We start from the raw sequence: 24721 nt of genomic DNA on the forward strand, positions 1-24721 counted from the left end.
GCATGGGATGCCGCAGGGTTGGCGTGGCCGGATTGTGCACGACAACGCAGGCCACGGCGAATCCGGGCGCGCGGCAGGGCGGGTGGCCCCCCGGGGCAATCGTGTCAGATCGGGTCAGGGCAGGCGCGCGGGCGCCTAGCCGCCGTGTTCCAGCCGGTAGAACTGCTGGCTGGCGATCAGCGTGGCGCCGCAAGACGTCTTCATGCCCTCCAGGGCGGTGCGCCGGTCGGAACTGACGCCTGGCGTGCCTTCCACGATGACGTGCTGGCCGCCGCATTTCGGGCAGGTGACGCGGTCGCCCAGCCGCGCCATGGCCTGGCCGAAGATCATCACATTGTCGTCGCCGGTGACGACCACCCCGCCATGCGAGGTGCGGTCGCCCTTGCGTATCACGGATCGCTCTGCCATGGCTGTGTGGGGCTCCGGAGTGTTGGTAAAGAGTGCTTACAGGTACGTGCCGTCCGGCGCCATCCTGGGGGTGCCGATCACGAAGGTGCCGTCGGGCGCCATGCGGACGGGACCGTCGCCGCCCAGGTAACGGCCGTTGGGCGCGCGCTGCGGTTTGCCGGCCACATAGGTGCCGTCGGGGGCGCGCGTGATAGGGCCGCCGTCGCCGACATAGGTGCCGTCGGGGCAGCGGCGCGGCGTGCCGTTGATGAAGCGACCGTCAGGCATCTGGTGGAAGGATTTTTTCATCGCGGTTCCTTGCTTGCGGGAACACGAATGATATCCACGGTCCGTGATGCGCTTTGTAATAGGACGTGTCATCTTCGAACGTAAGCGGGTTACAGATATGGGATGATCGGGCCTCTTTCGGGCGGTCTCACCCGCAAGCCGGGCGGCCGCGATCCTGCCATTCAACAAGACCAATATGAGCGATATCGACACATTGCTGGAGCCCATCCCGGGCGATGCGCCTTGTGGCGCCGACATGGTGTTCTCGGCCGAATTCGACGTCATCCGCGAAGCCCGTCGCCAGGACGATCCGCATCTGGATCAAGGCGATTGGATCATCGACATCAAAGAGGCCGACTGGCCGCAGGTGATCCGCGTTTGCACCGAGGTGCTGCGCGACCGCAGCAAGGATGTGCGCGTGGCGGCCTGGCTGGCCGAGGCCTGGGCCAAGACGCGCGGCTTTGCGGGCTTGCGTGACGGCTACCTGCTGCTGGACGGCCTGTGCCGCCGCTATTGGGACGGTCTGCATCCCGTGCCGGAAGACGGCGACGTGCAGCAACGCGTGGGCAATCTGGCCTGGCTGCTGTCGCGCTCGCAGCAACTGATCCGCGAATTGCCGCTGACGCAATCGGAAGGCGGCCGGTTTGGCGCGGCGATATGGGAAAGCGCGGCGCAATTGGCCAACGCGGTCAAGCGCACGCCGCAGCATGCGGCGGACCTGACGCGCGGCAAGGTCACGATGGACCAGTTCGACGCCGCGCGCCGCGATACGCCGCCGGCCTTCTACTCCGAACTGGAAGCCAATCTGCAAAGCTGCTTTGCCGCGGTCGACGTGCTGGAACGGACGCTGGCCGAACATCTGGGCGACGAGGGGCCGGCGTTTTCGCCGGTGCGCGATGCGTTGAAGGACGTGACCGCGCTGGTGCACCGCTTTGCCCGCGAAGCCGGGTTGCTGGTGCGTGCCGACCTGGCGCCGTCCGCGCCCGCTGCGCCTGCGCCTGGGGGGCCGCCCGCCGCCACTCGACTGGAGCCTTCCTTGTCCGCCGCCGAAACGCCGATCACCTCCGCTGCCTCCATCGCTTCCGTCGCAACCGCCCGCGGTCCGCTGCAAACGCGCGACCAGGCGCTGGCGCAGTTGCGTGAAGTGGCCGAGTTCTTCCGCCGTACCGAGCCCCACAGCCCGGTGGCCTATCTGGCCGACAAGGCCGCCAGCTGGGGCGAGATGTCACTGCACCTGTGGCTGCGCACCGTCGTCAAGAACGGCGAGGCGCTGTCGGGGCTGGAAGAGCTTCTGGGCGTGCCGAAGCCGCCCGACCACAACGGCTAAGGGCGGCCGCGGCCCCGCCCAGGCGGGCGGGGCCGCCGGGCGCTAGCGGCTGGCCCGGAATTCGATGCGGCGGTTCTTGGCGCGGCCTTCGGCCGTGGCGTTCGTCGCCACCGGCTGGTCGGGCCCAGCGCCCAGCGTTTCGAATCGCGCGGGCGGCAGGCCCTTGTCCACCAGATAGGCCCTGACCGCGTCCGCGCGTGCCTGGCTCAGCGCCAGGTTGGTGCTGCGGCTGCCGGAACTGTCGGTGTGCCCGATGATCTGCACTTTTTCGCTATGCAGCTTGGGCACCACGTCGGCCACCAGGTCCAGCAATTCGCGCCCGCGCGCGGTCAGCGTGGTGCTGCCGGTTTCGAATTCCACGACGCGGTTGGTCAGCACCTTGTCCAGCAGGCCCTGTTCGTCCTTGCTGGCGGACACGCGCAACCCGTTGACGATCTTGTACGTGGGGTTCAGCGACGTCGCGAAGGTGCTGGCGATCTGCTGGCGGGACGCTTCGTTCTGGACTTCGCCGCGCAGGCGGATCTGCGTGCCGTCGATTTCCAGCTGGCCGCGGTTGATCTGCTTCAGGGGCGGGCCGATCAGCTTGCCCACGTGCTCGGACCAGTTGGGCGGCGCGACGACGCCGCCCACGTCGATCTGGTCGATCACATTGCCCACGCCATAGACCTGCTGCAGCCGCGCCAGCACGTCGGCCTTGGTGGCTTCGTCGGGCACGGAACCGCTGGCGACCACCTGGCCGGGCTGCGGGACGACGTTGGCGGGGACGACCGTCGCGCCGTCCTGGGCCGCTGCGGCGCACGAGAACAGCGCCGCCATGATCAGGAGAGAGACGCGCATGGTCAGGCTCCGGTGAAGACTTCGCGGAAGGTGTCCAGCGCCATGCGCAGGGACAGCCGCGGTTGATCCAGATAGCTGGAAAGCTTGGCCAGCCCGTGGCTGGCCGATACGTGGTTGCGCACCCAGGGCGCGTCTTCCAGCACGATGTGCTGTTCGGCGAACGCCTGGGGGGTGGACAAGAGGCTGGCCAGCGTCTGCGGCGACGCGCCCCGGAAACCGGCTACCAGGCGGTGCTTGCCGGCGATGCGGCCGATGAAGATGGTGATCTCGAAATCCGCCCGCGACAGGAACGGCGCGATCAGCGTCATCCAGTACGCGGCCACGAGGTTCATGTAGAGCGGATCGTCCGGCAGCGGCAGCGCCAGCCCTTTGTCCAGCTGCGAAGAGCCGCTGGACATGACGGGCTCCAGCAAGATGCCCAGCGCCAGGATGATGTCGTGCACGCTGGCGGCATGGCCGTTGCCGCGAAGCATGGCTTCCAGCCGCTCGACCGTCTGCAGGTCCACGAAGGCGTCGAAGCCGTCGTCGGCGGCCGTGCGGATTTCGCCTTCCAGTTCGTTCAGCTGTTGCAAGGCCGCGCTGGGATCCGCGTCGGTCATCAGCATGCCGGCCGCGCCGCTCATGCGGTTCCACATCCGGCTGAAGGCGATGGGACTGCGGGCGATGAACTCCAGCGGCCGCTGCACCTCGACGGACGTTGCCGACAGGAACGGGAAGCGCCGCCCCGACTGGTCCTGGCTGGGTTGCAGATGGCCCGCGATGGCCAGCTTGCCGCGCGACCCCAGGATGGCGAAGGGCGTAGGCTCGGTATCGTCGTAAAGCGCCTTCCAGTGGGGTTCCTGCGCCAGGATCTCCATGGTGTTGGCGACCCACGCGTCCAGCGTGGCCATCAACTGGGGGTGCGACGTGTTCTTCACGAAATCGCCGCGGGTGGGGATCTTGCCGAAATAGGCCGTTCGGAACAGAGGGGACTGCACGTTGCTCATTGCGGCGCTCCGGGTCGCGGCTGGGCGGAGGGTTCGGGGGATGTGCCCACGACGGACGAGGGCAGTCGCAAGTTGCGCAAGCCCTGGCTGCCGGGCTCGCTGCCGCCGGCGCCGGGCGCCTGGGCGTTGCTGATGATGCGCAGCTTGACGGGCACGGTCACGTTGGACTTGCCCCAGCTCATGTTGAAGCTGCCGTCCGGGTTGGACGTGCGCTGGGCGGTGGAGATCAGGCGCTCCAGGCCGAAGCGGCCCGGCTCGTTGACGATTTCGACCACGCTGCCGTCGAAGGTCGTGGCGGTGATGCGGGCGCCGGGCGCGCCTTGCGCGTTGGGCCAGACGAAATTGACCCACTGCGGCGGCGTGTTGCGGTAGCGCAGTTGCTGGCCGTCGATCTCGATGGTGTATTCGGTGACGCCGCCCGCCGGCTTGGGCTGGATCTGGAACAGCGTCTGCGGCTGGCTAGCCGCGCCGCCGCCCGCCGCACCGCCGGACAGGGGTGCGACCCATTGCGCGAAATTGGCCGTGAAGGTCGGCTGCAGGCTGACGCCCATGTCGCCCCAGGTGCGGGCGGTCAGGATGTCGCCGCGGCGCACGGTCAGCGGCCCCAGCGTGTCGTTGACGTACTTGGCGATGCTGCCCTGCGGCCCGAAGACCTGGCCGATCTCATCGCTGCTGGCTTCCACGCTGGCGCGGCCAGCGAAGGGGTACTTCTCAGACAGCGTCTGGTTGAAGGGCTGGTAGACCTGCGCGTTCCAGACCTTGTTCAGTTCGGATTCGGCGGGTTGCATGGTGACCGAATACGCCTGGATCAGCGGGCGCACCAAGAGCGGGCGCAGCGTTTCGCGCTGCGTGGCGCTCATGCCGGCCAGCATCTGTTCGTCCACCAGTTTCAGCGCATCCGCCAGTTCGGAGTCCTTGCCTTCCAGCGTCTGGCGCATCAGGGTCAGCGCGCCGGGACCCGGGTCGCCCTGGTTGTTCAGCAGGTTGAAGCGCGTGCGGATCTTCGACAGCGCGCCCATGTAGTTGCCCAGCAGCGACTGGTTTTCACGCGTGACGACCAGGCGTGCCACGTCCGAGAATTCGCGGCCGATCGGGCCCATGGGCAGCGCCTCGCCATTGGCGGCGGCCGCCGCCTGCGCGGGGGGCGTCTGGCGCAGGATCACGCGCTTAAACCAGCCCACGACGCCGCTTTGCGCCTGCTGCAGCCCGGCGTTGATCAACGACGGGTTGTCCCAGGAGGTCTGCTCGTAGGTGGTGTTGATGAGCTTGGCGATGGGAGACGTCTGCGGGTCGCCCAGGCGGTTCATCGCGGCGACCGACTGGTCGAAACTGGTGAACGGCTTGATCGTTACGCCGCGCAGGAACTTCTGCCATTCCTCGGCGTATTCCATCTTGTACATCGTCGCCAGGCTCTTCTGGATCTGCTCGGGGCTGCCTTCCAGGGTCAGGTCGTCGCGGGCGTTCACGCCAAGCACCCAGTCGCTGGTCTGCACTTCCTTCTTGGCCGCTTCGCCGATGGCCGGCTGGATGTACTGCTCCCAGGCTTCACGCGTGAACGTGCCCGGGATGGCGTAGCTGCCCGCCACCACGCCGGCGTCGTTCTCGCCGACGATGCGCGCCACCGTCATGGTCTGGAAGCGCGTCGCGGCGCGCGCTTTCAATGTGGCATAGGCGCGTTCGCGGGCCGGCATGCCTTGCATGACCGAGCGCAGGCTGCCGCGCGTTTTCTCGACCAGCGCCAGGTTGGTCTCGATCTGCGGCCAGCCGGCGTCCGGCGCGCGGCTGACGTAGAACGAGATCAGGCGTTCGGCGCTGCGGATCAGCTGGTCGCGCGGCATCGCGCCGCGATTGGTCTCCAGCCAGCCGCGCCAGAAGCGCGTGATCTGGTCGGACAGGTGCGTGGGATCCACGTGCTGATGGTTGGCCATCATCAGATAGGTCTTCAGCGCGTTGTAGGCGTCGTCCGCGTTGGTGGGGGAGGCATCCTGGAACAGGGTGTCGCCGCCCGCGTTGTGCGTGGCGCGCGCCGCCTGGGGCGCGGGCTGCGGCGTGCCGCCGGTGGCGGCCGCGGCGGCCGACGTGTCCACCTTGGCCAGGAAGTCCTCCAGGCTGGCTTTCACGGGCGTCAGCATGAACTGCCGGGCGCCGTTGTAGTACTCGGCCAGCAAGCGTTCTTTCAGCACGTCGCCCTGATACAGGCCCAGCCCCAGCGACCACGGCCGGCTGGACGAATAGCGGTCCAGCTGCTCGATGCGGTCCTGCAGGATCTCCATGGCCTCCAGGCGGCTTTGCAGGTCGGTGCGTTCGCTTTGCAGGCGGACGACCTTGTCCATGTCGGCCTGCACGTTCTGCGCCAGTTGCCGGTTGCCCAGATACGACCAGCTCCAACCGCCCAGCACCAGGCCTAGCGCCAGCACCAGGCCGAAGAAGGTCAGGTATCGCATGCGGGTCTTGGCCGGGCTGGCGTGCTGGCGCACGAGCTTCTTGTCGGCGAAGATGACGCTGGAAAACAGGTCACGCAGGAAGAAGCCGTTGTGCGAGGACACGTTGCGCGGCTGCGCCCGCTGGGCGGGATGCAGGTCGAAGCGTTCGGCCAGCCGCTCGGTCGAGGTGCTTTGCGATACGCCTTCCTGCAACGCGCTGGTGAAGTAGAAGCCGCGGAATACGGGCTTGTACTGGAACGGATTGGTTTCGAACAACGTGGACAGGAAGGTACGCAAGGCAGGCTTGATGCCGGCGAATTCCAACGGGAAGGTCAGCAGCCCGGGCGGCAGCTCGCGGTTGTTCCGCAGCGAGATCTGGGCGGTGCCCATCTCTTTCAGGCCTTCGTACAGTTCGTCGAAACGCTCATCGAACAGCGCCAGCACATCGCGGTTTTCTTCCGCGCCGTAGGGCAGGGTGGCGCCCCAGACGCGGTCGCGCTCGTGCTGGTCGTAGTCGGAGAAGAACTCGCTGAACCCGGAGATCAGGTCGGCCTTGGTGAAGATGATGTAGACGGGGGCGAACACCTCCAGCCGGTCGGTCAGTTCCTGCACGCGCTGGCGCAGGTTCTTGGCCAGGTTGATGGCGAACTCGGGACCCGAACCTGTCAGTTCTTCGATGCTGGCGGCGACGATGATGCCGTTGATGGGCGCCTTGGGGCGATGGCGCTTGAGCAGATCCAGAAACCCCATCCATTCATTGCGGTCTTCTTCATGCACCGAGTAGCGGCCGGCGGTGTCCAGCAAGATGCCTTCGGTGGTGAAGAACCAGTCGCAGTTGCGCGTGCCGCCCACGCCGCGCACGGCCGCGCCGTTCTTGTCGGCGAACGGGAATTGCAGGCCCGAATTGATCACCGCGCTGCTTTTTCCAGCCGCGGGGTTGCCGATCACGATGTACCAGGGCAGCTCATACAAGGCCTCGTTGCCCGAGACCTGGCCGATCTTCGACGTCTTGATCGTGCGCACCGCTTGCGTCAGCCGCGCGCGCAGCGCCTCGACTTCGCCGCGGTTGGCGGCGGCGCCGGTCTGCACCTGCTGCTCCAGCATGTCGCCCAGTTTCTTGTTGGCGTGCCGCGTGCGGCGGCGGCGCCACAGGAACACGCACAGCCACAGGAACAGGAAGATCGCCAATGCGATGGCGGCCCAGGTCAGGCCGATCTCGACGGTGTCGGCGAACAGGAACAGGAAGACGACCAAGGCAAGCAGGCCGATCACCATGAAGGTGCGGGGGCTGGCCAGGATGCGCGACGACCAGTGCCGGCCCTCGCTGAGTGCGCTGGAAATTCCGGAAAAGAAACCTGAAGGGCTACGCATGATTTTTGACTGTTTTTTTGTGGGTCAGGCGGAGAGGGAGGGAGCGCGAGCAATAAGGGTGAATGCGCGTTGCGCGGGGTCCTGGGTCAAGACGGCCAGCACCGGCCCATCCGTCTGGGCGCAAGCTTCGCTGGCGATGGCAAGCGTCAGCAGGTGGGAGGCCGCGCCGGTGTAGCCGCACGCGGCGCCGACCGCCAGGCAATCCAGGTTCGGATCCAGTGCGGGAAACAGCGCGCTGGCCAATCCGGCGGCTTCCAGCGGGCGGCTGCCGCGATGATCCGCGTCGCTGACCAGCGCGGCGATCCCGTCGGCGGGCTGCGCCTGGCGCTCCAGGAATTCGGTCGCCAACGCCGCCAGCATGGGTTCGTTCTGGGCGCCGCGCGCATCGGCGCGCGTGGCGCGCTGGGCCGTCTGCGACAACGTCAACGCCAGCGCGCCGGCAGGCGGCGCGGGCGGAACTGTTGGCGCTGCGGCGTCCGGCGCGCTCAGCGCCAGGTCCAGGAGCAGGCCGGCCGCGGCTTCGCCGGGGATGCGGCCTTGCGGCGTGGCATTGCCGGCCAGCGTGCCCTGTTCTTCCCAGTCCTGCACGCGGTTCGCGTCGATGTAGGAATCCGCCGCCGCCACCACACGCAGTGTGGCGGTGGCGGGCGTCAAGGGTTCCTGCGCCAGTTGGCGCAGCAGGCTATCGCTGGCCAGCGCGTCCTGAGCGGCATGGGGGCGCATGCCAAGGCGCGTTGCCGGCCAGACGGCCGCCGCAAGCGCCTGCCCAAGGGCATGGTCGCGGGCCGTCTCGGGCCATTGCGCAGGCAACAGCAGTTCCAGTTGCAGCAGCGGCCAGGCGTCGTCGCGTTCCGGTGTGCCCGTATCCAGCACGTGCGCGCGCGCCTCCTGAGACAGCGCCTGGACGACTTCGCCCAGCAAGGCGGTGGCTCGGATGATGTCCTCGGCCTGCGCCGCCTGGGGGGCTTGTTGCCCGGCCGCGGCATCCCGCAGCAGTTCGGTGTCCAGATGCGCGGCGCGCGCGCTGAAGATGGGAAATCCCTTGGCGTTCATCAAGGACGCATCCAGCGCCGGGCGCTGCTGCTCGGCCACGGCGGCATGGATGGCCGCAGGGTCGTTGCCCAGCGCGGCGCGCGCCGTGCTGGCCAGCACGACCAGCCGGGCGGTGAGGGGTGCTGCGGGGGCGGCTTGGCCGTCGCCATTGGCGGCGGCCGGCGCGGGGTTGGCGCGGGCTTCGCGTCGTGCCTGCACGATGCGCTTGCCCGCCCAGCCTGCGGCGATCAGCGCCAGCGGCAAGGCGAACAGGTATAGGCCGATGTCCATTCCCGTCGGCAGGGTGTGCGATTCCTGCCACCAGATGATGACGGCCAGCCAGACCACTCCGAAGACCAGGGCCAGCACCAGGCCGGTTTTAAGCACGCGGGTCATGAGGCCCCATGAAAGTGACGGTTGCTGAGGCGCGCCAAGGCGGTATCCGGTGCATGCTGGCGGCGTGGCATGACGGCATCATTGCGCGGCCCCCGCATCGCGGCGCATCACGCCGGGGCGGCGCAGTTCGCTGTGGCCGAAGTCCATCAGCTTCCAGCGTCCGCCCCACGTCAGGCCGACGCGCTCGGCGGTCTGGCCAAACAGCTCGTAGCCGCGCATGGCCCACGGGTCTTTTTCCGACACGACGACCTTGCCGTCGCGCAGGAAGGCGCTGTCCGCCGCCAGGCCATATTGGTGATAGCTCTGGTAGGCGCCGGCGTTGGTCACGTGCGATCCCTTGGCTGCCAGTTCGCTCTGCCGCTCAGGGCTGCGATAGCCTTCGATCAGCACCATTTCATAGCCGTGTTCTTCACGCATCACGCGGTATGCGGCCAACAGGCGCTGACGGTAATCGGCATCCAGCAGGTTCCAGTCGCGGCTGGCGCCGCCCAGGTTCGGGCGCACCAATTCGACTTCGCGCGTCGTGAAGATTTCAGGGGGCAGCGGGGGCGGCGGAACCAGCCGTTCGCCCGTCAATAACGCCTGGATTCTGGGGTCCGGACCGGCCGTTCGGTCCTCGTAAAAAAATGTGTGATTGTGTCGCATGACGAAAGCGAAAAGTGACGGAAGCAACACGACTGCGAGCACCGCGGCGATCTGCCAGCGGTAGGCCGAGAACGTGCCGCTGGCCTTTCCGAAACCCGTTCGAACACCTTGCGCGGACCCGCCTACGACGCCTGCCGCCTGACCCGCGCGGCGGGCCAGCGTACGGCGTACGCCAAGCGCCAACGCGCGCACGCTGCGCGCCGTTCCCACGCGGAAAGACGGGAAGACGAGCAGCGCGGATACGCCTATCGCAAGCAGAAAATATAGGGGCAGCAGAAGTAGCAACGGTATCCCTCGATCACGAAGGCGTAATCTTTTGTTCTATTTGGGATTGAGGCAAGCGCTTGGGCGTTGCAAACAGCGTCTGTGCCTTAGGAATCGTAACAAGAAGCGGTGATCAAAATGCGTGGCTCGGGTATTCTCGATCACCTTGGTTACGGGGGATCCACAGGTCCTTCGCCGACACGGGACCTCGCATGGCAGAAGACGAAAAAAGATCGAGCACACCGACCTCTATTCCAAGTTTGCTGGCCGGGCGCGCCTCCTCAGCGGAGGCGCGCGAATCGTCGCGCATCCTTGCCGCGCTGGAAGGGCGCGTGCCGGATGCCGAGGTCAAGCATCTGGCGCCCAAGCGCCGCTCCAGGGCGCCGATGGCGGTGTTGCTGCTGTTGTTGCTGAGCGTCGCGGGCGCGGGGCTGTGGGCCGTGTACGACACGCCCGCCCTGCCCGATGTCGTGGCCACCGCGGATTCGCCGGCGGCCACGCCGAATACCCTGGATCGGCCCCAGGCCGCCTTGCCGACCGCCGCCATGGCGCAAGCGCCTGCGGCAAGCGAGCCCGAACCGCCGCCATCCACCGCGGCCACGATTGTGGAAGACCATCCGCTGGCGCAGTTGACGCGGGAACGCGATCGCGAAGCTGGGGAACCGACCAATCCATTGTCCGCGCTGGCCGTAACCGCGGCCGCGCCCAAGCCTGCCGCTACCCCTGCTGCGCCGCATCCCGCAAGCGCCAAGGCGCCGGGGCCCACGGTGCAGCGCGCCGAGCAGGCGCGGGTACCGGCTGCGACCGCTACCGGCACCGCCACGGCGACCGCGTCCGCGTCCGCCAACGCCAGGGCCTCTGCCGCACGTGGCAAGGCGGCTCCAGGCAAGGACAGCGATGCCGCGCTATTGGCCACACTGATGTCTTACGGCTTGCCGCCGGCCTCGCCGCCGGGCACCAAGGTCTACAAGAGCGACGGCATTTTCATACGCGAACTGCCGGGCTCGCCGTTGTCCGCGCGGCTGGCTGAATGCCGCAAGCTGGGCTTCCTGGAAAGCGAGCAATGCCGCCTGCGCGTGTGCGCCGGCCATTGGGGCACCGCTGCGGAATGCCCCAACGCCCAAGCTCACACCGAGCCTTGAGCGCCATTGATAAAGGTTTTTCCTTGATGGATTCGACAGCGACGAACGGTCTGTTCAGCTCCGCCGCCCGCCTCTACCGCCTGGAGGGCGAAGGCGCGCTCGCCGCGTTGCAAGTGGAAGGATGGGTGGCGCGGGAAGCGCTGTCCGGCATCGCGCAGCTGCGCATCGTGGCGCTGGCCGACAATGCCGGCCTGGCGCTTCACGACATGATTTCGCGGCCCGTGACGCTGTGGACGACGCGTGCGGACGGCAGCGAGACCAGCCGCAGCGGCCTGGTCCGCGAGGCCGAGCTGCTGGCCGGCGATGCGGGCCTGGCGCGCTATCGGCTGACGGTCGTGCCCTGGTTGTGGCTAGCCACGCAGCAACGCGCAAGCCGCGTTTTCGAAGGCAAGCCGGTGCTGGACATCGTGCGCCATGTGCTGGACGGCTACGAAGGCTACGTCATGCGCGTGGCGGCCGATGTGGAGCAGACGCTGGCCGAGCTGGCGCCGCGTCAGTACGTGACGCAGTACCGCGAGACGGACTACGAATTCATCAGCCGGCTATTGGCCGAGGCGGGGTTGGGATGGACGGCGGTCGAGGCCGCCGACGTGCCGGCCAAGCACGCCGTGCTGATCTTCTCGGATAGCCGCAACCTGGACGAGGACGCGGATTCCGCCGGCGGCGGCATACGCTTTCATCGGGCGGGCGCCACCGAATCGCGCGACACCGTGCAGGCGCTTGCGCGCCGTCGCCGCCGGATTCCAGACCGCATCACCGTGCTGGGCTGGCACGCCAGCAGCAAGCGCGCCATCGCTGCCGAGGCGCTGGTGAACCCGGCCAACGGCGACGACGACGCGGCGGGCCTGGAATGGTACGAGCCGCTGGGCCACGGCGGCGTGGCCGACGAGGCCCAGGCAAAGCGCCAGGCCACCTTGGCCATGGAAGCCGTGCGCGCGCAGGCCGAGACCTTCGTCGGCCTGGGCGGCGTGCGTACTTTCCGGTCCGGCACGCGCTTCACGCTGCAAGGCATGTCGTCGCTGGGGCCTGCCAACGAAGAAGGCTTCGAACCCACCTTCGCGCTGGACCGCGTCGAGCACGCGGGCATCAACAACCTGCCGCCTGAAACCCGGGCCTCGCTGGCGCAACGCCTGGGCGGACTGGATACGCATCTGGTGCTGGACGAGGACGCGGTTGCAGCGCCGGGCGCAGGAAGCGATGACGCCCCGGCGCAGGCCCCCGACGCGGCCGTGCTGGCCAAGGCCCGCGAAGTCGGCTACGCCAACCGTTTCGACGCCGTGCGTTGTGATCGCCCGTGGCGTCCCGAGCTGCCGCAGACGCGCGGCGCGCGGCTGGCGGGCGCGCCGTCGGTCCACGGCGTGCACACAGCGGTCGTGACGGATGCGGAAGGCGCCACGCAGGCCAAGGGGCAGGACGAAATACTCAGGAATCACCGCGGCGACGTGCGTATCCGGTTCCATTGGCAAGCCGAGGGCAAGGACGGCGAGGCCAAGAGCCGCTGGGTGCGCGTGGCGCAGCGCCAGTCGGGCGCGGGCATGGGCATGAGCTTCGTGCCGCGCATCGGGCAGGAAGTGCTGGTGCGCTTCCTGGACGACGATGTCGACCAGCCCGTGGTGGTCGGCGCCTTGTACAACGGCCGCGGCGAAGGCGGCACGCCGGCCACGCCGGGCGGGCGCCCGGGCGGCCAGGTCGATACACAGGTCTACGCCGCCGCGCGCGATGGCATGCCCAGCGCGCAGGCCAACCTGGCCGCGGGCAACGCGCCGGCCTGGCACGGCGCGGCCGGTGGCGACGAGAACCACCGCAACGCCGCCGCGCTGACGGGCTTCAAGAGCAAGGAATTCGGCGGCTCGGGCTACAACCAGATTGTCTTTGACGATACCGACGGCCAACTGCGCACGCAGATCAAGAGCACCCAGGACGCCAGCGAGCTGAACCTGGGGCATCTGATCCATCAGGCAGGCAATTACCGCGGCGGCTTGCGCGGCCTGGGTGCCGAGCTGCGCACCGACGGCTACGGCGCCGTTCGCGGCGGGGCGGGCGTGCTGCTCAGCACCTATGCCAGCGACGGCAACGCCAGCGCCGTCGGTGATGCCGCCGGCGTGCAGGCCCTGGCCAGCCAGACGGACCAGATGGCCCGGTCGCTGGACGCGGTCGTGGGCGCCCATCAAGGCTTGCGCCTGGCCACGGTGCAAGGCACTAAAGGACCCGACGCCAGCGTGCCGGACACCGAAAAAGCGCCGCTGGCGGCGATGCACCGCATGGTTTCCGGCACAGTGGCGGGCGACGGCCTGGAGCCGGCACGGGCCGACGCGTCGGCCAAGCACACGCAGGCCGCGGAGGGCAAGGTTCCGCATTCCACCGACCCGGTCGTGCTGATGGCCGCGCGGGCGGGGCTGGCGCAGATCGCCGCGCAGCACATGCAGTACGTGGCTGGCGACGCGGTGCACTTTTCATCGGGCAAGGACCAGAACCTGGCCGTGATGGGCACGTTGCGCCTGCATACGGGGCAAGGATTGGGGATCGTCGCCGGCCTGCAGCAAGGTGGCGCCGATTCGGGGTTGGACCTGATCTCGGCGACAGGCGACGTGGATGTCCAGGCGCAGCACGACATCCTGCGCGTCCAGGCCCAGAAAGACATCACGATCGGCAGCGCGCAGACGGCCGTCGACTATGCCGCGCCCAAACGCATCCGGATCGCGAACGCAGCGGGCGCCAGCATCGTGCTGGAAGGCGGCAACATCACCGTGACCGCGCCGGGCCGCATCGACGTGAAGACAGGCAACAAGCAGTTCGCGGGGCCGGACCGCATGCCCTATGCGTTCCCGCAGTTCACGGTTTGCAAGCAATGCGTGCTGGATGCCCACGACGGCGTGCAGTCCATCACCGACAAGGTCTGAGGTGGATACCGGCATGAGCGGTTGGGAAGAACGGCTGAATGACACGCTGGCGCAGGCGGAAAGGCTGGGGTCCGATGCCGGCACGGCGCTCAATACGTACCTGCTCGTGGATTTTCGCGGCCGCACGGCGCTTGCCCGGCCGGTCAAGGCGTGCGCGGATCTTAGCTATGGATCCGTTTGGGTGGGCACCGACTTGGCGGTATACGACGAGATTGCGCCGTTGTTGATCGAAGTCGACGATCTGACCCGCTTCGGTCTGTGGCGCGGCAGAGCAGACCCGGAGGAGTCCGAGTTGCTGCGGTTGCTTGGAAGGCTGCACAAGGCGGACGGCGGAGAGTTCGCGGTGACGCACATCGTGTCGCCGCTGACGTTGACCGAGCTGATGACGCACTTCGCCTATTACGGCGAATACGTCTTGCCGGACGGGCGCGAGTATTACCTGCACTTTTACGATAGCCGCATCCTGGACCGCGCGTTCCAGGTTTGGACAGACGCCGAGCAGAAGCGTTTCCTGGCGCCCGTGCAGGTCATGCGCTATGTGCGCCGAGACGGTTCGGTCGCCCAATGGACGGGGCCAGGCGTTAAGCCGGATGCCGCATCGGGGCTGAGTCGGCCTCAACCGTTTAGCTTGGACCAGCATCAGGCCCTTCTGGACCTGGACTACCCGGACAAACTTGCCGTACAGATCCGCCGCATCTACCTGGGCGTCCTGGGCAGCGGCCTGCGTCAGGACGAACTCTATGGCCGCGTGCTTGAGCAGATGGCGCGGGCACGTTCCCATGGCGTAGAGACAGAGCGCGACATGCTGGATTACGTGGCGTGGGGAATCACGATTTCCCCACGCTTTGACGAGCACGAAGCGATTCTGCCGGCGCTACGTGCATTCAAAGGCCAAGGAGAGGGCTTGTCGCAGGCGCTGGAGCATGTTCCGGATGCCGTGTGGGACGAGCTGCTGCGGGCCGAGCAAGAACGCGAACAGCGGAGCGAGCTATGAGAGCGTATGGATTCGAAGCGGTTGTTGGAGGCCTGGATGCGTAAAGGCCTGATCGTCTTGCTGATGTGGTTAGGGATGTTGGCGGGCTGCAATGGCGAGCCTAGCTACAAGGGCCTGACGTTTGTTGCGTTCAACTACACCCCTTGGGATATCGACACCATACAAATCATCGATAGCGAGGGCCGTACGGCGAGTTCGGGCGCAATGGGGGTGGGAGGTGGTGAAGGATCGGGAACGTGTTGCTACACGCTCAAAGGGACGGACTTCATAGTGAAATGGCGTGGTGCCGACGGGGAGTTGGCCAAAAAGCACATGTTTGACGGAAAACTTGAAGAGGTCATCTTCAACAAGGAAACACGCGTCCATTTCCCCCCCGCTGCGTTGCCGGCGGGCAACGGCCCGCTCTATCTCGAGTTGCATATCTATCCGGATGAGCACATGGAAATCGCGCTTAGCCGAAAGTTGCTCGGGCAGACGCGTCTGCCCTTGGTCGCGGTCACGGACTGGATCTACAAGGAGCACCGCAGCGCATTCGGAAATTATAAGAACGGCGATGAGGTGCTGCGTGTTCTAGGAAAGGTGGCGAAGACGGCCTGGGTCAAGTATCGCCTTGAGGACAAGCGGGATCTGCAGCAATACATGTATTTGTACTTCACCGTGGCATCGAATTTCGACGCAGATCCCCAAATCGCAGCAATGTTGGCGAAGCCTGGCCGGCAGCCAGGCGAATTCGCGGCCGCGGTGCAAGCCCTGTCGAAAGAGGAGGTCGCGCGGCTTAAGGCGACCGGGACGCCACCGGGAGATAAAAATGCTTGATGAATCGTCCGGCAGCTTGCCGCCGGTGGATCGAACGCCTGCGTCCGTGTTGAAAAAGATGGCGGAGAACCAGGCAGCCTATCCCAAAAATGATTGCCAAGAATGTGGCGCGGTGATCAGAATCGGGTTCTTCTTCGATGGATTTGGCCGCAGCCGTGATGCCGATCGGGCGCATCCCACGTTTTATTCGAACATCTGCCGGCTTTGGGAGGCCCATTACATACAGACTGATCGCGGTCGTCCGGAGAATCAGTTCTGGTTCCGCTTCTACTACTCTGGTTTGGGCACGGAGCTCAATGAGGACGCCAAGTCCGACGATATGATTTATGCCGCCACCGTTGCGGGCGCCAAGATCCTGAGTGAAGGGGCGAAGATCCTGAGTTCGGCGGCGAAAAACATCACTCGAACCGATGAGATCCCTGAGCATGACATGATGAAGCGCCTGCGGGGCGCGACGCAGAAGATGGTCAAGGATGGCTCGTTCCAGCCGATGGTGAAGGCATATAAAGACGTTGTAAAGGACGTCAAGGAACTGCCGGATAAAGTGGTCCGGATCTGGAACGCATGGGATCCGGAGCGCTTGACGAACCGGGCGAAAGGAACCATCCGCGGGTTTTGGTCAGGCTTCAAGAAGAACCCGCTGAAAGTGGCATGGACGGCCGGCAAAGAGGCCGTCAAATCCACCGTGATGGAGGGCGTGCCTGTCATTCGTGATAACGAGACGGTGGCCTACCTTATGGGAACAGGGGTCGACGTACGTGTGGATGCCGCGCTGCGCCAACTCAAGGCTGCCCACGAGTCGGTCAGCGCTGGAATGAATAAAGTGCGCCACATCGAGATCTGTGTGTTTGGTGGAGATCGAGGCGGCGTCATGGCGCGGCAGTTCGTGAATGACGTGATCAAGAAGTATCGACGCCGCAACGATAAGGATCTGGCGATACGCGGGGAGAACGGAGCCCCGGACGCCGAGATCCGGATACGCTTTCTGGGGCTGCTGGACTCGGTTTCGTCGATCATGGATGAAAGTACGTTCCTTGGTTTTTTTCCGTTTACCGATTTGCTTAAGCAGACCCACAAGGACCGTACGCTGACGGTTCCGTCTGCGGTGGAGAAATGCGTACATTTCGCAGCCGGCCACGAACTGCGCGCGAATCAGCGTCTGGACAGCCTGGAGAAGACGCGCGGTGAACAATATCTGTACCCCGGGTCCAGCGGCGACGTGACGGGTGTCAGTGCGGAGGGGTCGCTGGGTAGCCGCAGCGAACTGTCCAGAGTCCCGCTGCGGGACATGTTGAATCGGGCAATGGCCCACGGTGCGGCCCTGTACAGCATCGAACAGCTATTCGAAATCCGGCCGCTGATCTTCGACAAGTTCTCCCTGTCCGCTCCCCTTAAGGACGGCGGGAAAAGCTACCAGATCACGGAACTGGTGGACGCCTACCGTGGCGTGGTGAAGTACGAGCCCGGGGTCGAATTCCTGCCGCATATGGAAATCTTCCTGCGCTGGCTCGCCGTCCGGTACCAAGATCCCGTCTTCAAAAGTGAACTGTCAGATCCTGCGGAAAAATGGATTCAGGATCGGGACTTCTTCACGCCGCAACAGGCTTACGACGAAGAGTTCCGGCGCGTCGGCGCAATGTCTAGAGAGGACCGGGCCAAGCCTGAAAACACGGCGCGCCTGAAAGAACTGGAAGCCCTGAAGGACGATCGCCGGGCCAGGGCAGATGCCAGTCGCGGCGAGTTGCCGCCCAAACGCTTCAAGCCGTTGTGGCAACGTCTGGAAGAAGAGTATCGGGCGCTTGAGAAGGAAGAGAATGACGAGGCCGAGCTGGAAAGATACCGGGAGGAGGTGGCCCGCACCGATCCCGAGCGCGTACGGCGTATCGAACAAGTCAACACCATCATGAACGAACCGGCAAGGGTCCGCGACGAGATTATGCGGCGTCAGGGCCTTACCGTCAGCGAGGATGAAAAGCCCAAAGACCCCCTGGCCGACATGAAGGCCAAGCGCGTCATGCAGCAACGCCTGCTGACGGTATGGCGCGAAGCCAGCGCGGGGACGAATCCGCTTCCTGAGAAGGTCATGGCGCTGTTCGATTTTCTGGTGCACGACGCCATGCTGAGTAGCTGGCCCGACCATTTGCTGGCCAGTACGTCGATGTACTTTCGCGTGCGTGACAAGGACATCTTCGGCAAGACGGACTACAAGGCCGAGGACGCAAAGATGAAAGCGGACCTTGAAAACGTCACGCGCACGGAGAAGATGCGGGCAAATCTCGAAGGGCTGGCGCCTGCGCGCCTGTAGCTCGGATGACGCACCCGAGGCCTGACGGCGTGCCGGTGGACATGCGCAGGCTAACGTCGGCGGCGGCAAATCAGGCCGGCGCCTACTTCGCCGCCTGCACCTCTACCTTGACAGTATTGGACCGCAAGCCGTTGGCTTCGACGTACACCTCATACGTAGCCGGGTTGGCCGGCAGTCCGGCACGGGCCGCCAGATCCGTGCTGAACTGCGTGCCGACGCTCATGCCCGGGGCGACCGGTTGCCCCCGGGGTGGGCGCGAACTGGCGATGGTGTCGACCTCGACACCGGGGCGGGTCGGCAGCTTGTATTCGAACGCCACGCCTTCGTAGACCTTCCGCGTTTCGATGTCCGTCGCCACGATGCGCGGCAAGGCCGGGTGTTGCACCGCAGGCACGATGCCGCGCGCGCACACGGGGATGACCAGCGCGCCGGACGCTTGTGGCCAGACGCGGGCGGGCGCCGCCAGATGGAGTTGTTCGTCGTAGCCGTCGTTGGCGGGCATGCAGGCGTGGTCGCGCATGCTGTTGATCGGAACGGAGGCGAAGGAAGCGGGATCGGTCCAGTCGGGATTCATGGTCTTCTGCGGCGTGACGGATGGGGGGTGAGCCGACGCCGCCGGGTTGACGGCCCAGGCGGCGGCGATGAACAGCAGGGCGAAGGCGCGCGCCGGCAAGCGGCGCCTCGCGTCAGGACGAGGTCCAGCCATTGGACATGTCCACCTTGCGCGCGGCATCCGCGCACGACTGGCAGAAGCGGATGCTCTGGCAGTCGCCGCCGAACATCACGCAGGCGCCGACGTTGTTGGCATTTGCCTGGCTGGCGGGCAGGCCGAAGTGGCAGTGGTTGCCGGATTCGGAATAGAAGTAGCGGCCGCCATCCAGTTTGGACACGTCATACAGTTCGCCGCCTTCGTTGGCGTTGGCCCACTCCGGTCCGCTGGGCGTCATGCCCAGCAGGTGGCCGATTTCATGGACCAGCGTTTCTTGCTGATACGCCATCGTCGCCTGTTGCCAGGGCGTGCGCACAGCGACGCCCAGGATGTTGGTGCCCAGGAAGGCCACGCCGCCGGCGGCGCTTTCCATGAGTTTCACGCGCAGGATGATCCGGCCGGACGCGGGCGTCGGCAAAAGGCCCGCCATGCGCACCCTGACGCTCAGGCAGGCGCTGGGTTCCGTGGTGCTGTTCGTGATCGGCGTGACGCGGTCTTTGGGAACCACGGCGCGTTTGACCGTTCCTGCCGCGTCGGTGTATTCGAACAGGCATTCCAGGAACCAATCGTCGTTCGGGTCGATGTTCAACCAGAGGTACGCGGGGTTGCCGTCGGGGCCAAGCAGATCCATCTCGACGTCGCCCACGCCCGGGCCGGCATTGGCGCGGATGATCAGCGGGGCGATGGGCCATTGCGCCGCCAGCCGGTCGATATGGCAGACCGCGATGGTGTAGGGCTCGTGCCGCGCACCTTCCGACCGGGGATACACCGACTGGACCAGTTGCCGCATCCGCGCGTCGCCCTCGTCCGTCCAGACATCCGAGTTGGCGTCGCCGCGCGTTTGCACGTACGGCAGTTGCAGCACGTCGATGCCATGGCGCGCGTATTCGTTGGCGGTCGGCTGGAAACCGTAGCGGCGCTCCATGTTCTCGGGGCCGGGCATGCGGATTTCCTGGATGTACATGCGGCGGACGGTCTCGATCATTTCGGTCATGACCGTCTGGTTCTGGTCGTTCAAGACTTCGAACAGATACGTGTTCAGGCCGGCCGCGGGCAGCGTGATGTTGTCGACGACCTTTGTGCCGTCGGGATCGGTCACGTACTGGTAGGTGGATTGGTCGGGGTCGCGGTACAGGGGTTGCCGGCTGCGCTCGCGGGCCGTGTAGACGGCGTTGGTGCGGCGGGCCATGACCTTGACCGTGAACCGGTGTTCCCCCCGGCGGTTGAACGACACGCGGATCTTGGGCCGGTTGGTCTGGCGGTCCAGGCTGTTCAATGCCTGGCCGTCGTTCCAGCGCGCTTCCGAGGTCTTCAGGTTCACGTACTGCAACTGCGCGCCGCTCTGGCTGCGGTAGGTCGACGCGGCTCGCGTACCGCCTTCGGTTCCGCCGCCTTCCGTCCCGGCGCTGTCCGCCATGCCGCCCGCGCCGTCCTGGCCGGCGGGTCGCGTCGCGGTGCCCGGCAGGCCGATGCCTGCGGCGTCCATGACGCGGCGGGCCAGACCGGGGAAGGGCGAATTCGCCACCGCCGGGATGTTCATGATGGTTTCGGCCACCTTGGGCAGCGTGATGCTCGTCACGCTGGGCGACTGGAGGATCGCGCCCACCACGACCGGGATGGCGGAGTCGCTGAGCCCGGGCGTGCTGAGGATCGCGCCCGCGACTGCCGGGATGTTGTCCGCATTGACGTCCGGCATGGCCATCAGCGTATTGACGGCGGACCCGAGCGACGCGCCCTTGTCGCCCATGGCGTTCATCGCCTGGGTCATCATGGGCTGGATCGCCGCGCCGACGCCGCCCTGCGCGCCACCTGCGGTGGTCAGCCCGGAGGCCGCCGACAGCGACGAGGCCATGTCGCCCGCCTGCTTCGCCATGCCCGTGGCCTGCGCGGCCATGCCGCTGACTTGGGCGGCGGCGCCGGCAGCCTCGGTGACCGATGCCGGCATTGCCGATGCCAAGGCGCCGGCCGCGCCTTCCGTCAACGAAGGCATGCCACCCATCAACGACGGCGTGGCGCCGCCCATCAGGGAAGGCGTCGCGTCCGCCAAGGCGGCGCCGGCCATCCGGCCGGCCCCGGCGTTGCCGATGGCGGCGCCCGCCATGTTGCCCGCCATGTCGCCTGCCTTCCCGGCCGCGGCCGACATCATGCCGGCGCCCGCCTGCTGGGCCGAGGCCACGGCGCCGGTCGCCCGGGCCGCGATGTCCTGCGCGGGCTTGAGCGCATCGCTGGCCATGGACTTGGCGCGGTCGAGCATGCCCGATGCGCTGTCCTGCAACGATGCCAGGCCGCTGGATACGGCGCTGGCGCCTTTGGCCAGGGTGGCCCCTACACCACCCGCCGCCGCCGCGCCCGAGGCGCCTGTGGCGGCTGTGGCGGCCGCTGCGGTGCCTGCCACGGCGTCGGACGCGCCTGCGGCATTGACCGCCTGGCCGGATCCCGCCAGCGCTTGCAGCATCTGATCGGGCCGGTGCACCAGTTCAGCCTTCACCAGCATCACGTCGCCCACTTGCGTGGACGGCAGCGCCGGCAAGGCGGCGGCGTCGCTGGCGGGGCCGATCAGGTTGTGCGATGCGCCTTTGACCGAGAACATGCCCGGCCCCTTGAAGAGGATGTCGGCGCCGTCCATGACGATGCTGCCGCCGGCCGCCTGCAGGGTGATGCGCTGGTTCGCCAGGATCTCGATGCTGTCGGTGGTCGACGTGATGGTGACGTCTTGGCCGGCCAGCAGTTCCAGCATGTCGGTATGCGCATGGAGGGACACCGGCGCATTGGCTGCGATGGCGCGGATGCCGCCGTCCTGGACGAACAGGCTGGTGGCGCGCCCCGATGCGCTGGCGAACGTCTGGCGCGCGGCGACATGGCCGTCGGCTTGCGCGGTGACATGCAGGTTTTCGCTGGCGTGCAGGATGGCGGACGCCGGGGTGGCCAGGTTCAGCGAGGCGGGCGCGTCGATCAACATGCGCGCGCCGTCGATGCGTTCAACGGGTTCCGTGCCGCTGCGTTCGCCGTCGCTGGCCTTGACCGCCTGTTGGCCGCCCACGCTGGCCGGATAGCGGCCCCGGGCCTTGGGGTCCACGGCTTCGGTCAACGCGTCGAACTGGTCTGTCGCGGCCAGCGGCCGCGCCTGGCGCTGCGTGGCGGCCGCGTTGATGCGCTGGGCGGAAAGCTGCGCGCCGCGCATAAGCGCCAATGCCTGCGAGGCGTCCGCCTGGGTCGACCGGGCGTCCTCCTGCGCAGTGGCCGACAGCAGCATGCCTTGGCCTGACCGGACCACGGTCCACGCGTCCGAGCGCAGTTCGAAGCCGGTGCCGCGCCATTCGCCGCGGCTGGATTCGTCCGCCGCCTGCTTGACCAGATAGCCCAACCCCAGTTGCGAGGCGGCGATCGAGCTGGACAGCCGGGTGCGGACCTGGCCCGCCGTGTCATCGAACAGCCACTGGCTGTGGCCTTGGCCGTCCAGGCCCTGGCTGTGCCAGCCGCTCAGCGTGCCGGGGTGATTGGCCTCGGCGTCCACGCCGGCCGACCAGGGGGGCAAGTCCGCGTCGTTGTAAAGCTGGGCGACCACGACCGGCTGGTCGATGTCGCCGTCCAGGAACTCGACCACCACTTCGGTGCCTTGGCGCGGCAGGTGGTGCGCGCCCCAGTTGGGGCCGGCCTGGGCGCCGGTCACGCGCAGCCAGGTGCCCGAGCTGTCGTCGCCCGGCGCATTGCCGGCGTCGTCGCCGTGGCTGCGGTGGGGCAGGCCGCCGGCCAGGGGCCGCTTGCCGCGCTGCCAGGGGAATTGGACTTTGACGCGCAGGTCGCGGCCCGAGGTGATGGCGGCGTCCTGCGCCGTCACGACGACGGCCGTCACGCCTTCCGGCGCGGTGGGCTTGGCCCGCCAGGCCGGCAGGAGCGAGGCCGCGGCCGGCAGGGCGCTGAACGTGTTGCGGTAGGCGCCGCGTTCCAGGTCCGGCGCTTTGAGTCCCTGCGCGGCTTGGGCGCCCAGGTTATTGGCGGCTTCATGCGTCACGCGCAGCAGCGTGTAGCGGTTGCCCCCCATTTCGTCCACGGCCTGGCCCGAACCTTCCGCATAACGGTCGTGCTGTGTCAGGGCGAAGGTGTGGCCCGGCATCATCTGGCGGGCAGTGCCGCCGCCTTCGAACCGCACCATGCGGGATTCATGCGCTTGCAGGCTGCGTGCGGCCAGGGCCTCGGCGCCGGCATCGTCCGTGTAGCGGCCGTGGCCGTCGAAGTCGTAGTCTTCCAGCGGCGGCACCGCGCCCGCGTCCAGGTCCGACCTGGCTTCGGCGCCGTGCGCCAGCAGGGCCCGCTCGTTCCACGCGACACGGGTGACACGGTTGGGCTGCACGGCGCGCGCTGCGCTAAAGCGGACGATGCTGTCTTCGGATTCGGTGGCATCGGCACGGTGAAAGCGCAGGGGCGACGCGGGGTGCTCCGGGCGCGCGGCGCCCGCGTCGAACACGACAAGGCGATGCTGCGCGCCGCCCGTGCCGCCGGCATCCTGGCCGCTGTCTTGCTGATGGTCAAAGCGGAAACTCAGGCCCGACTCCGCCATCAGGCGCAGCACGAATGCCAGGTCGGTTTCCCGGTATTGGGTGCGGACCGGGCGGGGCGCCAGCGGTTCGCTGATGTCGAAGGCGAACGACGCCAACGGGTAGTCCGCGAAGATCTCGGTCAGGATGTCGGTGGCCGACTTGTCCTGGTAGAGAAAGCTGTCGCGGCGCAGGCGCAGGGTCGACAGCCAGGGGGCGGCATGCAGGCGATAGCGCGCCAGGCCGCCATCCGCGCCCAATGCGTCCACGCCTTCCACGACCGCATGCCAGCGGCGGCGGCTGCCGTCGGCCAGCAGCAGGTCAACGCTGATTTCCTTGCCCAGCAGCGGCTCCACGTCCAGCTCCGCCGAGGGCGCCAGGCAGTCCAGGGTCAGGGCGAAAAGTTCGGAGACGCCTTCTTGCAGGCGCATGCGTTCGGCCGTCAGCGCGTCGCCCAAGGGCGTGCGCACCTGTATCAGGCGCGCGTTCTGGGACAAGGCGGTGGCGTCCAGGCTGCTGTAGCCCGCAGGCAAGGAAGTGCGATCGGTCATGGTGCGTGGCCGTCCGAAGGAACCGTCAGGGAAGCGAGATGGTCAGGTGGGCGGCGCGCGGGCCAAGCTTGACGATGTCGTGATACGGGGCCATCGCTGTCTGCATGTCGCCGTTCAGGAAATGGCTCATGCCCAGGTACGCCAGCAGGCCCAGTAGCGCGAAGATCGCGCCGATGCTCCACAGTGGAACGTCGCGCTTCAAGGTGTGCGCGATCTTGTCGGGCAGTGGCCAATGCGGCGCGAAGCCCGCGCGCTTGCCGCGCAGCAGGGCGATCTCGTCGCCCAGGCGCGCGGTCAGGTAGCCGAGCTTTTCCTGGCCTTCGATCATGTACTTGCCCTGGAAGCCCAGCAGCAGGCACATGTAGAACACTTCCAGGGATTGCAGCCGCGGCGCCCCTTGGGCGCGCAGGTCTTCCAGCCGGGCGAAGAAATTCTCGCCCGCCAGCTGTTCGCCGAACAGCGTCAATTGCAGCGGTTGCAGCATCCACGCGTCGCGGATCGAGAACCCGGAATTCAGGACGGTCTCGTCGACGGCGGCGCAGAACGCGTACTTGGTGGCGTAGACGTCTTCGGCGGGGATCTCCAGTTTCTTCGCGGTGCGTTCGAAGTCCGCCAGGAACTGCTGCACGCGGGCGGAGAACGATGCCGCACTGGCCGGCTGCTGCCCGCTCTTGAGCAGGAACAGCATCAGGAATCCGTCGTACAGCAAGTCCAGCAGCGATTTCGCGGGCCGTGAACCGTAGAAGTCGGCGGCACGGGGAGGGAGCGTGGCTCCGGGCATCAGAGAGGGCGCGTCGGCGGTCATGGCGGGCT

16 protein-coding genes are annotated in these 24721 nt (G+C 67.0%); 6 read left to right on the forward strand and 10 right to left on the reverse strand.

The annotated features are described in order from the left end of the window. Positions 1-135 precede the first annotated feature (135 nt). Together A9973_RS15170 and A9973_RS15175 are read right to left on the reverse strand one after the other, a co-directional pair. Positions 136-408, reverse strand: a complete 273-nt coding sequence (locus A9973_RS15170; RefSeq protein ID WP_183014570.1) for a PAAR domain-containing protein — start codon at positions 406-408, stop codon at positions 136-138. A gap of 36 nt (positions 409-444) precedes the next feature. Next, a complete protein-coding gene (locus A9973_RS15175) occupies positions 445-696 on the reverse strand; it encodes a hypothetical protein (protein WP_183014571.1) in 252 nt (83 codons plus the stop codon). Between the two features lie 175 nt (positions 697-871). Here A9973_RS15175 and tssA point away from each other — a divergent pair, with 175 nt between their 5' ends. Next, positions 872-2002 carry a type VI secretion system protein TssA gene (gene tssA / locus A9973_RS15180; RefSeq protein WP_183014572.1) on the forward strand — a complete coding sequence of 377 codons (1131 nt, stop codon included), beginning with the start codon at positions 872-874 and terminating at the stop codon, positions 2000-2002. A gap of 42 nt (positions 2003-2044) precedes the next feature. Here the strand turns inward: tssA and A9973_RS15185 are convergent, their stop codons facing one another. The 5 genes from A9973_RS15185 to A9973_RS15205 all read right to left on the reverse strand — a co-directional run bounded on the left by A9973_RS15185 (position 2045) and on the right by A9973_RS15205 (position 9977). Continuing rightward, the gene (locus tag A9973_RS15185) at positions 2045-2839 is read right to left on the reverse strand and encodes an OmpA family protein (RefSeq protein ID WP_105557032.1); all 795 of its coding nucleotides are present in this window, start codon (positions 2837-2839) and stop codon (positions 2045-2047) included. A 2-nt stretch (positions 2840-2841) separates the two neighbouring features. After that, positions 2842-3825: a type VI secretion system-associated protein TagF gene (gene tagF, locus A9973_RS15190; protein ID WP_183014573.1), complete on the reverse strand. Its 984-nt coding sequence runs from the start codon at positions 3823-3825 to the stop codon at positions 2842-2844. Continuing rightward, entirely contained in the window at positions 3822-7523 is a 3702-nt protein-coding gene (gene tssM / locus A9973_RS15195) for a type VI secretion system membrane subunit TssM (RefSeq protein WP_255469176.1), read from the reverse strand. Before tssM ends, tagF begins: the two co-directional genes overlap by 4 nt. 120 nt (positions 7524-7643) lie before the next feature. Continuing rightward, positions 7644-9047, reverse strand: a complete 1404-nt coding sequence (locus A9973_RS15200; RefSeq protein ID WP_183014575.1) for a hypothetical protein — start codon at positions 9045-9047, stop codon at positions 7644-7646. A gap of 78 nt (positions 9048-9125) precedes the next feature. Then, positions 9126-9977 carry a M15 family metallopeptidase gene (locus A9973_RS15205; protein WP_183014576.1) on the reverse strand — a complete coding sequence of 284 codons (852 nt, stop codon included), beginning with the start codon at positions 9975-9977 and terminating at the stop codon, positions 9126-9128. 191 nt (positions 9978-10168) lie between these two features. On the opposite strand from A9973_RS15205, the gene A9973_RS15210 reads away from it, so the two are divergent. The 5 genes from A9973_RS15210 to A9973_RS15230 are packed head-to-tail and all read left to right on the forward strand — an operon-like array spanning position 10169 to position 18113. Beyond that, positions 10169-11098 carry a hypothetical protein gene (locus A9973_RS15210; protein ID WP_183014577.1) on the forward strand — a complete coding sequence of 310 codons (930 nt, stop codon included), beginning with the start codon at positions 10169-10171 and terminating at the stop codon, positions 11096-11098. 26 nt (positions 11099-11124) lie between these two features. Next, complete coding sequence (locus A9973_RS15215; protein WP_183014578.1) at positions 11125-13998, forward strand: type VI secretion system Vgr family protein; 2874 nt, start codon at positions 11125-11127, stop codon at positions 13996-13998. Between the two features lie 13 nt (positions 13999-14011). Next, on the forward strand, positions 14012-14992 hold the full coding sequence (locus A9973_RS15220) for a DUF4123 domain-containing protein (RefSeq protein WP_183014579.1): 981 nt from the start codon (positions 14012-14014) through the stop codon (positions 14990-14992). Between the two features lie 6 nt (positions 14993-14998). Continuing rightward, positions 14999-15808 (forward strand): hypothetical protein, encoded by an 810-nt coding sequence (locus tag A9973_RS15225; RefSeq protein ID WP_255469168.1) that lies wholly within the window; start codon positions 14999-15001, stop codon positions 15806-15808. Next, a complete protein-coding gene (locus A9973_RS15230; RefSeq protein WP_183014580.1) occupies positions 15801-18113 on the forward strand; it encodes a DUF2235 domain-containing protein in 2313 nt (770 codons plus the stop codon). The genes A9973_RS15225 and A9973_RS15230 overlap by 8 nt, the downstream gene beginning before the upstream one ends. A gap of 82 nt (positions 18114-18195) precedes the next feature. Here the strand turns inward: A9973_RS15230 and A9973_RS15235 are convergent, their stop codons facing one another. The 3 genes from A9973_RS15235 to icmH are packed head-to-tail and all read right to left on the reverse strand — an operon-like array spanning position 18196 to position 24713. Beyond that, on the reverse strand, positions 18196-18819 hold the full coding sequence (locus tag A9973_RS15235) for a hypothetical protein (RefSeq protein WP_183014581.1): 624 nt from the start codon (positions 18817-18819) through the stop codon (positions 18196-18198). After that, positions 18800-23908 (reverse strand): type VI secretion system Vgr family protein, encoded by a 5109-nt coding sequence (gene tssI / locus A9973_RS15240; RefSeq protein WP_183014582.1) that lies wholly within the window; start codon positions 23906-23908, stop codon positions 18800-18802. The genes A9973_RS15235 and tssI overlap by 20 nt, the downstream gene beginning before the upstream one ends. 25 nt (positions 23909-23933) lie before the next feature. Continuing rightward, positions 23934-24713 carry a type IVB secretion system protein IcmH/DotU gene (gene icmH, locus A9973_RS15245; RefSeq protein WP_183014583.1) on the reverse strand — a complete coding sequence of 260 codons (780 nt, stop codon included), beginning with the start codon at positions 24711-24713 and terminating at the stop codon, positions 23934-23936. Between the last annotated feature and the right edge of the window lie 8 nt (positions 24714-24721).

The organism is Achromobacter sp. UMC46, assembly GCF_014170335.1.
Lineage (GTDB): Bacteria > Pseudomonadota > Gammaproteobacteria > Burkholderiales > Burkholderiaceae_B > Achromobacter.